The 14,570-nt window shown below is 67.7% G+C and carries 9 protein-coding genes and 2 rRNA genes; 5 read left to right on the top strand and 6 right to left on the bottom strand.

The genetic code is table 11. The features are described from left to right. Positions 1 to 46: 46 nt before the first annotated feature. Genes B9S58_RS18705 through mtnA form a run of 4 tightly spaced genes read right to left on the bottom strand, consistent with a single transcriptional unit; the run spans position 47 to position 5,785 of the window. A complete protein-coding gene (locus tag B9S58_RS18705) occupies positions 47 to 1,873 on the bottom strand; it encodes an LpqB family beta-propeller domain-containing protein (RefSeq protein ID WP_103533268.1) in 1,827 nt (608 codons plus the stop codon). 34 nt (positions 1,874 to 1,907) lie between these two features. Continuing rightward, complete coding sequence (gene mtrB / locus B9S58_RS18700; protein WP_103533267.1) at positions 1,908 to 3,947, bottom strand: MtrAB system histidine kinase MtrB; 2,040 nt, start codon at positions 3,945 to 3,947, stop codon at positions 1,908 to 1,910. Position 3,948: 1 nt separating this feature from the next. Further along, positions 3,949 to 4,638, bottom strand: a complete 690-nt coding sequence (gene mtrA, locus B9S58_RS18695) for a two-component system response regulator MtrA (protein ID WP_007448372.1) — start codon at positions 4,636 to 4,638, stop codon at positions 3,949 to 3,951. 4 nt (positions 4,639 to 4,642) lie between these two features. Next, positions 4,643 to 5,785, bottom strand: a complete 1,143-nt coding sequence (gene mtnA / locus B9S58_RS18690; RefSeq protein WP_103533266.1) for an S-methyl-5-thioribose-1-phosphate isomerase — start codon at positions 5,783 to 5,785, stop codon at positions 4,643 to 4,645. A gap of 150 nt (positions 5,786 to 5,935) precedes the next feature. Between mtnA and B9S58_RS18685 the strand changes: the two genes are divergently transcribed. Genes B9S58_RS18685 through B9S58_RS18665 form a run of 5 tightly spaced genes read left to right on the top strand, consistent with a single transcriptional unit; the run spans position 5,936 to position 11,437 of the window. Further along, positions 5,936 to 7,147, top strand: a complete 1,212-nt coding sequence (locus B9S58_RS18685; RefSeq protein ID WP_103533265.1) for a glycerophosphoryl diester phosphodiesterase membrane domain-containing protein — start codon at positions 5,936 to 5,938, stop codon at positions 7,145 to 7,147. A gap of 4 nt (positions 7,148 to 7,151) precedes the next feature. Beyond that, a complete protein-coding gene (locus B9S58_RS18680; RefSeq protein ID WP_103533264.1) occupies positions 7,152 to 7,841 on the top strand; it encodes a DUF4129 domain-containing protein in 690 nt (229 codons plus the stop codon). After that, complete coding sequence (locus B9S58_RS18675) at positions 7,838 to 9,088, top strand: DUF4350 domain-containing protein (protein WP_103533263.1); 1,251 nt, start codon at positions 7,838 to 7,840, stop codon at positions 9,086 to 9,088. Before B9S58_RS18680 ends, B9S58_RS18675 begins: the two co-directional genes overlap by 4 nt. Beyond that, positions 9,085 to 10,113 carry a MoxR family ATPase gene (locus B9S58_RS18670; RefSeq protein WP_181009366.1) on the top strand — a complete coding sequence of 343 codons (1,029 nt, stop codon included), beginning with the start codon at positions 9,085 to 9,087 and terminating at the stop codon, positions 10,111 to 10,113. The genes B9S58_RS18675 and B9S58_RS18670 overlap by 4 nt, the downstream gene beginning before the upstream one ends. 10 nt (positions 10,114 to 10,123) lie before the next feature. Next, the gene (locus tag B9S58_RS18665; protein ID WP_103533286.1) at positions 10,124 to 11,437 is read left to right on the top strand and encodes a DUF58 domain-containing protein; all 1,314 of its coding nucleotides are present in this window, start codon (positions 10,124 to 10,126) and stop codon (positions 11,435 to 11,437) included. A gap of 109 nt (positions 11,438 to 11,546) precedes the next feature. Here the strand turns inward: B9S58_RS18665 and rrf are convergent. Both rrf and B9S58_RS18655 read right to left on the bottom strand, forming a co-directional pair. Beyond that, positions 11,547 to 11,663 (bottom strand): 5S ribosomal RNA (rrf, locus tag B9S58_RS18660). A 78-nt stretch (positions 11,664 to 11,741) separates the two neighbouring features. Then, a 23S ribosomal RNA gene (locus B9S58_RS18655) occupies positions 11,742 to 14,570 on the bottom strand; the annotation flags it as partial.

Genomic DNA, 14,570 nt, shown 5'->3' with positions numbered 1-14,570 from the left:
CTGTGGAAAACCCTGGGCGCCCGGCGGAGCCCGGCCGGCCCCCGGATCAGCCGGGGTAGACCAACGACGTGCCCTGCTTGAGAACCGTCTGCCAGTTGTCACCCGGCGAGAGCTTCACTATGCCGTCGTCGACGGTCTCCGCCATCAGCGGAAGCAGCTCGTCGTCCGCCGCTGCGACCGACTGGACCTGATTCACCCCGGGCAGCGCCCCGGAGGCCGACGTGGAGCCGTCCGCCTGCACGTAGCGCACCTGCTGGACACCGCCCTCCTCCTTGCCGACCACCACCAGACGGCTGCGTCCCGACCAGGAAATGGCTGTCACGTCCGCGAGCTGCGGTGCGGACTGGCGCAGGTCCTCGACCGAAATCTCGGGCGCCACGGAGGACCCCCGGCGCTCGACCCGGCCGATCTTCAGCGTCGTATGGCCGTCCTTCGTCAGCAGCAGAGCGATCCGCACCCCGTCCGCGGACATCCGCAGTTCCTCGATCCTGGCGCCGTCGAGGCCCGGCACCCGGACCTCCTGCGGCTCGCCCGCTCCCCCGGCCAGCCGCAGCAGCCTGGAACCGGCCGAATCGCGGTCGGCGACCCACAGGTCGCCGCGGCCGTCCCAGCTCGGCGACGACAGCCGGTCGGCGGCCTTCTTCCCCTCACTGCTGACGAGGGGTTCGGCCAGTTCGCCCTCCGTCTCCAGGGAGGACACGTAGAGGTGCTGCCCGTCGGCGGAGACCGCGGCTGCCCGCTGTTCGTCCCGGGCCACCCCGACGGCACCCATCGGGACGGCGCCCGCACCGAGCGGGCCGGTCACGGGCTCGGGCGTTCCGGTGCCGTCGGTGGCGCCGGGAATCCGCTCCACCTGGCCCTTCTCGTTGATGAAGTACTGGCTGTCGTCCCCGTCGGAACCGTGGTCGGCGGAGAACTCCCGCGCGTCACCGGAGTCCAGCGCGCAGAGCTGCCCCTTGCCACCCTCCAGCTCCACCCGCTCGACCCGTGCCGAGGTCAGGTCCTGCAGCGTGAACAGCACCTGAGCGGCCATCATCCGGCAGGCGCTCCGCCCCGCCTTGTCGGCCTTCCCGTTGAGCCGCACCTTCAGGACGTTCTGATCGTCCGGCGCCAGCGCGATGACGTCCTTGCCCAGCGTGGTCCCCGTCGGGAACCGGGAGTCGACCACGGGCCGCAGCCAGTTCGTCGGCCCGGCGAGCAGCGTCCTGACGGTCTGAGCCGCGGTGTCCATGCGCGTGACCGGATCCGTACGGTTGCGTACGTAGACGGGGTCCGCGACGAGCGTCAACCGGCCGTTCGTCCGCCCGGTGGCGAAGTAGTACTTGTTCACGGAGCGGTAGAGCCGCTTGAAGTCGGACTGCCCGAGGACCAGACCGTCCGGCACGACGTCGATGCGCCACTCCTGCTTCCCGTCCGCCTCCTCCAACTCCAGGTGCAGGGTCTGGGAATAGCCGGTGGGCGCGAGCGGCCGGTAGGAGCTCTGGGAATCGACCGCCGCCACCTTCTCACCGGTCAGCGTGTAGGTCGTCTCCCTGTCCCGGGTGGCCCGGTCGGCCTCGTCGTGGAGCAGGGGACCGCTGCGGTTGGGAGCCTGCGCGAGCACCGTGATGCCACCGCTCGGCTGCCAGGTGCTCCGGGCGGCCGCGCTCAGATACTTCCGAGTGGTCGCGAACGCGGGATCGTCGCTGGTCATCGACTCCAGGAAGCCGTCGACGATCTCACTGGGCGGCGCGCCTTCCCGGGGCGCCACCGCGTACACCTGCACCTGGGAGTCCCCGGGCTGCGAGGCGCCGACCGCCTTGACGTCCCCGGTCACCGGCATCGAGCCGCACCCGGCCAGCACGAAGGCGCCGCAGCCCAGCAGCGCGGACATCCGCACCGCCCGTCCGCGGCCGCCCGGACGGCGCTCAGTACCCACGAGTGGTGTCCTCCAGGTCGGGATTCTGTACATCCCTGCCCACGCGCCCACCGGGGCGCTCCTGGGCCGGACGTGCCACGACACGTGCTCCGTTGCCGGGCAGCGCGGCGGGATGCACGGATGAGGGAGCGGTGTTGCGGACGGCGGGACCGCGACCGGGCACGGGCAGCGGCGAACGCTCGCCCGCCCCTGGCTGGGTCGGCACGGACATCAGCCGATGGTCGTCCGTCGCGCCCGCACCGGCCTCCGCACGCTCCCGGTTCCCCCGGTTGCGCCGCGAGTCCTCGGGCTCCAACGGTATCGGTGACCCCCGCAGGGGCTCCTCCGCCGTACGCGGCAGGGTCAGCCTGAACTGGGAGCCGCCGCCCGGCTCGCCCCAGGCCTGGAGCCAGCCGCCGTGCAGCCGGGCGTCCTCCACGGCGATCGACAGGCCAAGACCCGTCCCGCCGGTCGTCCGGGCCCGCGCCGGGTCGGCACGCCAGAAGCGGTTGAAGACCCGGGTCGCCTCGCCGGGTTTGAGCCCGACCCCATAGTCCCGGACGGCCACGGCGACCGCGCCCTGTGCCACGCCCATCCGCACCACGACGTCCCGGCCCTCACCGTGCTCGACGGCGTTGACCACGAGGTTGCGCAGGACGCGTTCGACCCGGCGGGCGTCGGCCTCGGCTATCACCGGCTGATCGTCGCCGATGACCAGGATCCGGCTGCCCTTGCGCTCGGCGAGCGGCTCGGCGCCGCCGATCACCCGGTGCACCACGGCCCGCAGGTCTATCGGCTCGGCCTCCAGGGCCGCGGCACCCGCGTCGAAGCGGCTGATCTCCAGCAGATCGGCGAGCAGCGACTCGAACCGGTCGAGCTGGTCGCCCAGCAGCTCGGCGGAGCGCGCGGTGACGGGGTCGAAATCGGCACGCGCCTCGTGGATGACGTCGGCGGCCATCCTGACGGTCGTCAGGGGAGTCCGCAGCTCGTGCGAGACGTCGGAGACGAAGCGCCGCTGCATCCGGGAGAGCTCCTCCAGCTGCTGAATCTTCAGCTGGAGGTTCTGGGCCATCTTGTTGAAGGCCTCGCCGAGCCGGGCGATGTCGTCCTCGCCGGTGACCTTCATCCGTTCCTGGAGCTTGCCGGCGGAGAGCCGTTCGGCAATGCCGGCGGCCATCCGCACCGGTGTGACGACCTGCCGCACCACGAACCAGGCGATGGCCCCGAGCAGCACGACGACGAACAGCCCGGCGGTCGCCAGGGTCGTCTTGACGAGCGTCAGGGACTTCTCCTCCTGCGTGAGCGGGAAGAGGTAGTAGAGCTCGTAGGGGTGCTGATCGATGTCGTGGAGCCGTTTGCCGACGACGAGCCCCGGCTGCGACTCCTTGCCGTACGAGTACCGGATCAGGGAGTACGTCTGGAAGGCGCCCTGCCCCTGGGCCACGTCGCGACGCAGGCGCTCGGGGACACTGGACGCTTCGACGCTGCCCGAACCGCGCGCTGCACGGCTGCTCGCACCCTCGGTCACCGAGTCCACGCTGAGCGCCACCACGTTGAAGGCGTTCTTGCCGCCGCTGGCGAGCTGGTCGACGAGCTCGGTGCGCCATGAGGTGCTGCCGGTCATGCCGTCGGTGCGCTCGCTCCCCTGCCCATCGGGGGCGAGGGGGGCGTTGGCCTTTTCCTGGGCCGCGGCGAAACCACCGGCGGCCTGGGTCTGGGCGGCCTTGCCCTTGGCGTCGAGCAGGCCGTTGCGGACCTGCCCGATGACGACGAAGCCGAGCAGCAGCACGACCCCGATCGACATCAGCAGAGTGCCCGCGACGACGCGGAGCTGCAGGTTGCGCCGCCACAACCGGACTGCGGGCAGCAAAGGTCGGCGTACCCACCGCATCAGCAACCGCGGTACGGGCCCGCCGGGCGTCCGGTCCTCGAACAGCCGGCCGCCCTGCAGGAAACGGCTCATACGTGGTGCCTTCCGTCCCGGGCCGGCAGCCCGCTCCGTACGGACTCCCGGCTCACCGGGACCCGGAGCAGCGCTGCCTCCGGCCATCTCAGCTCGGTCCGGCCTTGTAGCCGACGCCTCGGACCGTCACGACGATCTCCGGCCGTTCCGGGTCCTTCTCGACCTTGGAACGCAGACGCTGGACATGCACATTCACCAGGCGGGTGTCGGCCGCGTGGCGGTAACCCCACACCTGCTCCAGCAGGACCTCACGGGTGAAGACCTGCCACGGCTTGCGGGCGAGCGCGACCAGCAGGTCGAACTCCAGCGGAGTCAGGGCGATGGACTGCCCCTCCCGCTTCACGGAGTGGCCGGCCACATCGATGACCAGGTCACCGATGGTCAACTGCTCCGGCGCGGGCTCTTCGGACCGCCGCAGACGTGCCCTGATCCGGGCAACCAACTCCTTAGGTTTGAACGGCTTGACGATGTAGTCGTCGGCCCCTGATTCCAGGCCGACCACGACATCGACGGTGTCACTCTTGGCAGTGAGCATGACGATCGGCACACCGGACTCGGCCCTGATCAGCCTGCACACCTCGATGCCGTCCCTTCCGGGCAGCATGAGGTCGAGCAGCACCAGGTCCGGCTTGGCCTCACGAAATGCGGCCAGTGCCTTGTCGCCGTCCGCTACGAACGACGGCTCGAAACCTTCTCCACGCAGCACAATCCCGAGCATCTCGGCCAGTGCGGTGTCGTCGTCGACGACAAGGACGCGTCCCTTCATAATCGACATCATCCCATTAGCCAATCGTTACCTGCGATGACCTGGCACACAGCTCTGCCAGTCCGACCCCCGTGACCGGGGAAATTGCGCCCTCCTCGGTGACGATCGCCGTGATCAGTTCCGACGGCGTGACGTCGAAGGCCGGGTTGTACACCGGGGCCCCGAGGGGTGCGACGACCATCCCGCCTCCGCCACCGACCGATACACCCTGCGGCGATGTGAGCTCTGTCACTTCCCTCCCGGAACGCTGCTCGACGATGATCGATGTGCCGTCCGGGGTCTCCAGATCCACGGTCGTCGTCGGCGCCACCACGATGAAGGGCACATGGTGGTACTTCGCGAGTACGGCCAGCGGATAGCTCCCCACCTTGTTGGCCACCGAGCCGTCAGCGGCGATGCGGTCCGCCCCTATGAGCACCGCATCGACCTCCCCGGCCGCGAACAGGGAGCCCGCCGCATTGTCCGTGAGCAGGCTGTACGCCAGACCGTTGCGCGCCGCCTCGTACGCGGTCAGCCGGGCCCCCTGGAGCAGCGGTCGCGTCTCGTCCACCCACAACCGTCGCAGCCGCCCCTTCCGGTGCACCCGCAACGCCACGGCGAACGCCGTCCCCTCGCCCCCGGAGACCAGCGCCCCGGTGTTGCAGTGGGTCAGCAGCTGATACCCACGGCCGGGCAGCAGCTCCTCCAACAGCACCTCACCGTACTCCGCCATACGCCTGCTGGCCCGGGCGTCCTCCCGGTGCAGGGCCCGCGCCTCGGCCAGCGCAGCCGCGGCGGACGCCGCGTCCCCCTGCCCCTTCCCGGCGGCCTCCTGGTGGGCCGCCGCCACCCGCCGCACCCCGTAGCCGAGGTTCACCGCGGTGGGCCGCGCCCCCTCCAGCAAGCCGACCGCCTCCGCCACGTTGTAGCCCCGTGCCGCCGCGAGCGCCACCCCGTAGCCTCCGGCGATCCCGAGCAGCGGAGCCCCTCGTACCGCCAGCGTCCGTATCGCCTGCACCAGCGCGGGCACATCGGTGCACACCAGCTCGACTTCCTCGGCGGGCAGTCGCGTCTGGTCGAGAAGCACCAGCACGGGACCTTCCGGAGGTTCGTCCCAGCGGAGTACGGAAAGACCGGGAGGCTCGAAGCCCACCGGCGGTTGCGCGTCCTGATCAGCCATCTGCCCAGTCTGCCCGGTAAGCCGCCCGCACATGAACGCGCGCAGGAGATTACGAAGGAGAGAGCGGCTGGTCCGCCCCAGGCCGCCGCGTGGCACGATGGCTGCCAACCTGCCGCCCCGATGAGCGGTCAGGACGGTGAAGGAGCGAGAATGAACGACTCTCCGGGCTGGGCGTCGCCCGGATCTGCCCCCTCCGACGGCAAGGAGACGGCGATCCCCCGCCCCTCCGATCCCCAGGACGGAAGCGGCCCGACGGGACAGTGGTCCCCCGAGCAGCCGCCCCCCGGGCAGTGGTCCCCACCGAGCAACCCCGGCAGCGGACCCGGAGCACGGCCGCCCGCACCCGGCTGGGGCGGCGGCCCGCAGCGACAGGGCTGGGCAGGACCGCCGCCGGCCGCGAAGCCCGGCGTCATCCCGCTGCGCCCCCTGAGCCTCGGCGAAATCCTCGACGGTTCCGTGTCCGCCCTGCGCGCCCACTGGCGTACCGCACTCGGCTTCAGCCTCGCGGTCTCGGTGGTCACCCAGATCGGCATCATCCTCATGAAGCGCTATCTGCTGCCGAACCCGACCTCCGTCGACCCGAACGCCACCGGCGCCGAGGCCCTCCGCCAGACCGCCGATTCGGCCCGCTCGACACTCATCTCCCTGGCCCCGGCCTCCCTCGTCACGATGATCGCCACGCTCTTCACCGCGTCGATCGTCACCGTGGTCATCAGCCGCTCCGTGCTGGGCCGTCCCACCACCCTCTCCGACGCCTGGGCCGAGGCCCGTCCGCGGGTCCTCCCGCTGCTCGGGCTGACCGTACTGGTGGCCTTGATCATGGCCGCGATCATGACCGTGGGCATCGGCCCCGGCCTGCTGCTGGGCTCCGAGGCCGGAGCGGCCCTCGCCTTCCTCGGCTTCGCCGCCGCCTGCGTCGTGATGCTCTGGCTGAACGTCAGCTTCGCCCTCGCCGCCCCCGCACTGATGCTGGAACGGCAGAGCGTCGTGGCCGCGCTGCGCAGGTCGGCGAAGCTGGTCCGCGGCGCCTGGTGGCGCACCTTCGGGATCCTCGCCCTGACCTGGCTGCTGACCTTCCTGCTGACGTTCCTCGTCTCCATTCCGTTCGGCATCATCGCGGTGATCGCCGACGGAACCGACGTCAGCGACTTCTTCGGCAGCACCGCCCCCTCCTTCGGCTGGCCCTTCCTGGTCGTCACCGGCATCGGCGAAGTGATCGTCTCGACACTGATCTACCCCTTCGTCGCCGGCGTCATGGCCCTCCTCTACGTGGACCAGCGCATCCGCCGCGAAGCCCTGGACCTCGACCTCGCCCGGGCCGCGGGCCTGCCCGGCTACGACGCCGACACCCCCAGGAGCTGATGCGGTGTCGGGGGCGGGGGGCATCACCACAGCACGGCGGGACACCGCAGCGGGCGACATACCCGTGGACACTCCACGCCTCCCCGCGCGGGAGGCGGCCGAAAGCGAGCTGTCCAAGCCGATGTACCACGAGAACGACCCGAACTTCCTCCAGCGCGCCCTGAACCAGTTCTGGGACTGGGTCGCCGGAGTCTTCGACGCCGCCGCGGGAGCCGCCCCCGGCGGCCCGGCCGGACTCGTCGTCCTGGTCGTCATCGCCATCGGCCTTGCCGCCGCCCTCTGGCGGCGGCTCGGCACCCCGCAACGCTCCTCCCGGAGTGCGGACGCCCTCTTCGACAACGACGGCCCCCGCAGCGCGGCCCAGCACCGCGCGGCGGCCGAAACCCACGCTGCGGCTCTGCGCTGGACCGAAGCCGTCCAGGAACGCATGCGCGCCATCGTCCGGTCCCTGGAGGAGCGGGCCCTGCTCGACCCCCGCCCCGGCCGCACCGCGGACGAAGCCGCGGCCGAAGCGGGCCGTACCCTGCCCGAGCACACCGCCCGGCTGCGCGCCGCCGCCCGGAGCTTCGACGACGTGACATACGGCGGCCGCACCGCGGACCAGCCGGCATATCTGTCCTTGCGCACCCTCGACCTCGAACTCGACAAGGCAAAGCCGCTGCTGTCCGGAACCTCCCGAGGAGCCACCGGATGACCACGGCAACCACCGCTTCCCCCACCTCGACGGCGCCCACACGCGGCCAGATCTGGACACGCGCCCGAGGCATCCTGGCCGTCGTCCTCATCCTCGTCGTCGCCGGCATCACGTTCGCCGCCGTACGCTCCGGAACGAACTACGGACAGCTCGACCCCCGCTCCGCGGACCCCAAGGGCAGCCGCGCCGTGGCCGAACTCCTCAAGGCACGCGGCATATCCGTCACCGTCGCCACCACCCTCGACGAAGCCACCGCCGCGACCGGACCCGAAACCACCCTCCTGGTCACCGGCCCGAACCTCCTGACACGGTCGCAACAGCTCAGCCTGGACGAGGTGGTCTCCGCCTCCGCAGGACGCACCCTGCTGATCGCCCCGGGTCCCGGAGCCACCGCCCGGCTCGCTCCCGGCGTCCTCGCCGAGCCGCACCACGCCGTCAGTGCTCTCACCCCGTCGTGCGAGCTCCCCGCCGCCCGCAGGGCCGGCACAGCGGACCTGGGCGGCACCCGCTACACGACGCAGGACCCGGCCGCTGTCACCTGCTACCCGACCGCCGGCCTCCCCAGCCTGGTCGTCCTCCCGACCGGGACGAACGGCGACACCGTCGTCCTCGGCTCTCCCCGCTTCCTCCACAACGAGCGTCTCGACGAACAGGGCAACGCCTCGCTCGCCCTGCAACTCCTCGGCTCCCGCCCCCATCTCGTCTGGTACCTCCCCTCTCTCACAGATCCATCGGCAACAGTCGATGAAAACGCCTCCGGTGACGGCAACGAAGAACAGTCGGAGGGCGGAGCGAGGGACGACGCGGCCGACGAGAGCAGCTTCCTCGACCTCATCCCCTCCGGCTGGCTGTGGGGAACGCTTCAACTCGCCCTCGCCGCAGTCCTCGCCGCAGTCTGGCGGGCCCGTCGACTCGGCCCCCTGGTGACAGAACAGCTGCCCGTAGCCATCCGCGCATCCGAATCCGCCGAAGGCCGCTCCCTCCTCTACCGCAAGGCCAACGCCCGCGACCGGGCCGCCGACGCCCTCCGAGCCGCCGCCCGCACACGCATAGCGCCCCTCGCCGGAGTGCCCGCCCGCGATGCGCACACCCCCGACGTCCTCCTCACCGCCATGTCCGCACGGATCACCGCCCCGGACCACGGCCTCAGCACTCTGCTCTTCGGCACGGCTCCCACCACCGACGCCGCCCTGGTCCTCCTCGCCGATCAACTCGACGCCCTCGAACGAGAGGTACGCACTTCATGAGCGCCCCGACCCCCGAGCCGGCCGTGCCCACGGCGCCCACCGCGGCTCCCGTGGTGCCCTCGGAAGCGGAGCCGTCCGACAGCGCCCGCGCTTCCTTGGAGGCGCTGCGCTCCGAGATCGCCAAAGCCGTCGTCGGCCAGGACCCCGCCGTCACCGGGCTGGTCGTCGCGCTGCTCTGCCGGGGTCACGTGCTCCTCGAGGGCGTGCCCGGCGTGGCCAAAACCCTGCTGGTCCGCGCACTCGCTGCGTCGCTCGAACTCGACACGAAGCGAGTCCAGTTCACCCCCGATCTGATGCCCAGTGACGTCACGGGCTCACTGGTCTATGACGCGCGCACCGCCGAGTTCTCCTTCCAGCCCGGCCCCGTCTTCACCAACCTGCTGATCGCCGACGAGATCAACCGCACCCCTCCCAAGACCCAGTCCTCCCTCCTTGAGGCGATGGAGGAACGGCAGGTCACCGTCGACGGGACTCCGCGACCACTGCCTGACCCCTTCCTCGTCGCTGCGACCCAGAACCCCGTCGAGTACGAAGGCACCTACCCCCTCCCCGAAGCCCAACTGGACCGTTTTCTGCTCAAACTGACGGTTCCGCTCCCGTCGCGGCAGGACGAGATCGATGTACTCGCCCGGCACGCCGACGGCTTCAACCCACGCGACCTGAAGGCCGCCGGGATACGGCCCGTCGCCGGACCGGCCGATCTGGAAGCGGCTCGCGAAGCCGTCGCGAAGACGACCGTCTCCCCCGAGATCGCCGGCTACGTTGTGGATATCTGCCGTGCCACGCGCGAATCCCCCTCGCTCGCCCTCGGTGTCTCACCCCGAGGCACCACCGCACTGCTGTCGACCGCCCGCGCCTGGGCCTGGCTGACCGGCCGGGACTATGTCATCCCGGACGATGTGAAGGCCCTAGCGCTCCCCACGCTCCGTCATCGCATCCACCTGCGGCCCGAGGCGGAAATGGAAGGAGTCACCCCGGACTCCGTCATCGCCTCAGTGCTCGCCCATGTCCCCGTACCCCGATGAGGCGGTGACCATGGCCCTCACCGGACGTACCGCGCTGCTGGCCGCCCTGGGGTCACTCCCCGTAGGCATCCTCGCCCCCAGCTGGACCGGGATGCTCGCGGTCAACGCCCCGCTCTCTCTGGCAATTCTGTGTGACTATGCCCTGGCCGCGCCAGTACGCACGCTGCGATTCACTCGATCCGGCGACACATCTGTTCGACTTGGTGACGCGGCAGAAGTGCAACTGACGGTGACCAACACCTCACGCCGGCGTCTGCGCGCCCAGCTACGGGATGCCTGGCCCCCCAGCAGCTGGACCTCGGGCACCGAACTCCGCGCTTCCCGTCACACGCTGACGATCCCCGCCGGGGAACAGCGACGTCTGGTCACCGTTCTGCGCCCGACCCGGCGCGGCGAACGGCGGGCGGAACGCATCACGATCCGTTCGTACGGCCCGCTCGGCCTTGCCTCACGCCAAGGGCAGCACCGGGCCCAGTGGACCGTACGGGTGCTGCCTCCGTTCACCAGTCGCAAGCATCTGCCTTCCCGGCTGGCCCGGCTCCGGGAACTCGACGGCCGTACCAGCGTGCTGACACGCGGTGAAGGCACGGAGTTCGACAGCCTGCGAGCCTATGTGCCCGGGGACGACACCCGCTCCATCGACTGGCGGGCCACGGCACGTCAGTCAGCCGTAGCGGTCCGGACGTGGCGGCCCGAGCGCGACCGGCACATCCTTGTCGTCCTGGATACCGGGCGCACGTCCGCGGGCCGGGTGGGCGACGTCCCCCGTCTCGACGCCTCGATGGACGCCATCCTCCTCCTCACCTCACTCGCCACCCGGGCGGGCGACCGGGTGAGCCTCCTCGCCTATGACCGCCAGGTCCGAGCTCGGGTCCAAGGCCGGACGGCCACGGGAAATGTTCTGGCCACCGTCATCAGTACCTTGGCCACGCTGGAACCCGAGCTCATCGAGACGAACGCCCGCGGCCTCAGCAATGCCGCCCTCACCGACGCCCCCCGCGGCTCGCTGATCGTTCTCCTCACGACGTTGGAGGCCGCCCCCATCGAGGAGGGTCTCCTCCCCGTGCTGCCTCAGCTCACCCAGCGCCACACAGTGCTCCTGGCCGCGGTATCCGACCCTCGGATCGAGGAAATGGCCCACGCCCGGGGAAGCGTCGACTCGGTGTACGACGCGGCAGCTGCCGGTCAGGCGCAGGCCGACCGTCGCCGCACGGCCGACCGACTGCGGCGCCACGGCGTTGTCGTCGTGGACGCCACTCCGGACAACCTCGCTCCCGCGCTCGCCGATACGTATTTGGCCCTGAAGGCCGCGGGCCGCCTCTGAGAGATCCGAGGAGAATCAGCGCTGCTCCAGCTGATTCTCCTCGTTGTCGGTCGTGCCCGGAACGCAGAAAAGCCCCGCACCATAGGTGCGGGGCTTTCCCGGAAAAATTGTTCGGCGGCGTCCTACTCTCCCACAGGGTCCCCCCTGCAGTACCATCGGCGCTGAAAGGCTTAGCTTCCGGGTTCGGAATGTAACCGGGCGTTTCCCTAACGCAATGACCACCGAAACACTATGAAATTAACCAACACCGGATGAAACACGGCCGTTCGTTATTTCAGAACTAACACAGTGGACGCGAGCAACTGAGGACAAGCCCTCGGCCTATTAGTACCAGTCAGCTCCACCCGTTACCGGGCTTCCACATCTGGCCTATCAACCCAGTCGTCTACTGGGAGCCTTAACCCTTCAAGAGGGTGGGAATACTCATCTCGAAGCAGGCTTCCCGCTTAGATGCTTTCAGCGGTTATCCTTTCCGAACGTAGCCAACCAGCCATGCCCTTGGCAGGACAACTGGCACACCAGAGGTTCGTCCGTCCCGGTCCTCTCGTACTAGGGACAGCCCTTCTCAATATTCCTGCGCGCGCAGCGGATAGGGACCGAACTGTCTCACGACGTTCTAAACCCAGCTCGCGTACCGCTTTAATGGGCGAACAGCCCAACCCTTGGGACCGACTCCAGCCCCAGGATGCGACGAGCCGACATCGAGGTGCCAAACCATCCCGTCGATATGGACTCTTGGGGAAGATCAGCCTGTTATCCCCGGGGTACCTTTTATCCGTTGAGCGACAGCGCTTCCACAAGCCACTGCCGGATCACTAGTCCCGACTTTCGTCCCTGCTCGACCCGTCGGTCTCACAGTCAAGCTCCCTTGTGCACTTACACTCAACACCTGATTGCCAACCAGGCTGAGGGAACCTTTGGGCGCCTCCGTTACTCTTTAGGAGGCAACCGCCCCAGTTAAACTACCCATCAGACACTGTCCCTGATCCGGATCACGGACCCAGGTTAGACATCCAGCACGACCAGAGTGGTATTTCAACGACGACTCCACAACCACTGGCGTGGCCGCTTCAAAGTCTCCCACCTATCCTACACAAGCCGAACCGAACACCAATATCAAACTATAGTAAAGGTCCCGGGGTCTTTCCGTCCTGCTGCGCGAAACGAGCATCTTTACTCGTAGTGCAATTTCACCGGGCCTATGGTTGAGACAGTCGAGAAGTCGTTACGCCATTCGTGCAGGTCGGAACTTACCCGACAAGGAATTTCGCTACCTTAGGATGGTTATAGTTACCACCGCCGTTTACTGGCGCTTAAGTTCTCAGCTTCGCCACCCCGAAGAGCAGCTAACCGGTCCCCTTAACGTTCCAGCACCGGGCAGGCGTCAGTCCGTATACATCGCCTTACGGCTTCGCACGGACCTGTGTTTTTAGTAAACAGTCGCTTCTCGCTGGTCTCTGCGGCCACCCCCAGCTCAAGCAGCAAGTGCTATCACCAGTGATGGCCCCCCTTCTCCCGAAGTTACGGGGGCATTTTGCCGAGTTCCTTAACCATAGTTCACCCGAACGCCTCGGTATTCTCTACCTGACCACCTGAGTCGGTTTAGGGTACGGGCCGCCATGAAACTCGCTAGAGGCTTTTCTCGACAGCATAGGATCATCCACTTCACCACAATCGGCTCGGCATCAGGTCTCACCCTTAAATGTGTGACGGATTTACCTACCACACGGGCTACACCCTTACCCCGGGACAACCACCGCCCGGGCTGGACTACCTTCCTGCGTCACCCCATCGCTTACCTACTACAAGTCTGGTTCATCGGCTCCACCACTACCCTCAACTCCGAAGAGATCGGGCCGGCTTCACGGACTTAGCATCGCCTGATTCAGTACTGGGCGTTTCAAAGCGGGTACCGGAATATCAACCGGTTGTCCATCGACTACGCCTGTCGGCCTCGCCTTAGGTCCCGACTTACCCTGGGCAGATCAGCTTGACCCAGGAACCCTTAGTCAATCGGCGCACACGTTTCTCACGTGTGTATCGCTACTCATGCCTGCATTCTCACTCGTGAACCGTCCACAACTCGCTTCCGCGGCTGCTTCACCCGGCACACGACGCTCCCCTACCCATCCATACGGGCGTTGGCCCTATGTGTATGAATGACACGACTTCGGCGGTACGCTTGAGCCCCGCTACATTGTCGGCGCGGAATCACTTGACCAGTGAGCTATTACGCACTCTTTCAAGGGTGGCTGCTTCTAAGCCAACCTCCTGGTTGTCTCTGCGACTCCACATCCTTTCCCACTTAGCGTACGCTTAGGGGCCTTAGTCGATGCTCTGGGCTGTTTCCCTCTCGACCATGGAGCTTATCCCCCACAGTCTCACTGCCGTGCTCTCACTTACCGGCATTCGGAGTTTGGCTAAGGTCAGTAACCCGGTAGGGCCCATCGCCTATCCAGTGCTCTACCTCCGGCAAGAAACACACGACGCTGCACCTAAATGCATTTCGGGGAGAACCAGCTATCACGGAGTTTGATTGGCCTTTCACCCCTAACCACAGGTCATCCCCCAGGTTTTCAACCCTGGTGGGTTCGGTCCTCCACGAAGTCTTACCTCCGCTTCAACCTGCCCATGGCTAGATCACTCCGCTTCGGGTCTAGAGCGTGCAACTCAAACGCCCTGTTCGGACTCGCTTTCGCTACGGCTTCCCCACACGGGTTAACCTCGCTACACACCGCTAACTCGCAGGCTCATTCTTCAAAAGGCACGCAGTCACGACTGCATGTGCAAGCACATACAGCGACGCTCCCACGGCTTGTAGGCACACGGTTTCAGGTACTATTTCACTCCGCTCCCGCGGTACTTTTCACCATTCCCTCACGGTACTATCCGCTATCGGTCACCAGGGAATATTTAGGCTTAGCGGGTGGTCCCGCCAGATTCACACGGGATTTCTCGGGCCCCGTGCTACTTGGGTGTCTCTCAAACGAGCCGTTGATGTTTCAGCTACGGGGGTCTTACCCTCTACGCCGGACCTTTCGCATGTCCTTCGCCTACATCAACGGTTTCTGACTCGTCCCACAGCCGGCAGACTGTGAAAGAGAGATCCCACAACCCCGCATGCGCAACCCCT

Source organism: Streptomyces sp. SM11 (genome assembly GCF_002910905.1).
GTDB lineage: Bacteria > Actinomycetota > Actinomycetes > Streptomycetales > Streptomycetaceae > Streptomyces.
This window is presented reverse-complemented; position numbering and strand designations above follow the sequence as displayed.

Bases quoted from the DNA above. Each gene is read 5' to 3' on its own strand.
- B9S58_RS18705 (WP_103533268.1), bottom strand. From the start codon at position 1,873: ATGTCCGCGCTGCTGGGCTGCGGCGCCTTCGTGCTGGCCGGGTGCGGC.
- mtrB (WP_103533267.1), bottom strand. From the start codon at position 3,947: ATGGCCGGAGGCAGCGCTGCTCCGGGTCCCGGTGAGCCGGGAGTCCGT.
- mtrA (WP_007448372.1), bottom strand. From the start codon at position 4,638: ATGATGTCGATTATGAAGGGACGCGTCCTTGTCGTCGACGACGACACC.
- mtnA (WP_103533266.1), bottom strand. From the start codon at position 5,785: ATGGCTGATCAGGACGCGCAACCGCCGGTGGGCTTCGAGCCTCCCGGT.
- B9S58_RS18685 (WP_103533265.1), top strand. From the start codon at position 5,936: ATGAACGACTCTCCGGGCTGGGCGTCGCCCGGATCTGCCCCCTCCGAC.
- B9S58_RS18675 (WP_103533263.1), top strand. From the start codon at position 7,838: ATGACCACGGCAACCACCGCTTCCCCCACCTCGACGGCGCCCACACGC.
- B9S58_RS18670 (WP_181009366.1), top strand. From the start codon at position 9,085: ATGAGCGCCCCGACCCCCGAGCCGGCCGTGCCCACGGCGCCCACCGCG.
- B9S58_RS18665 (WP_103533286.1), top strand. From the start codon at position 10,124: ATGGCCCTCACCGGACGTACCGCGCTGCTGGCCGCCCTGGGGTCACTC.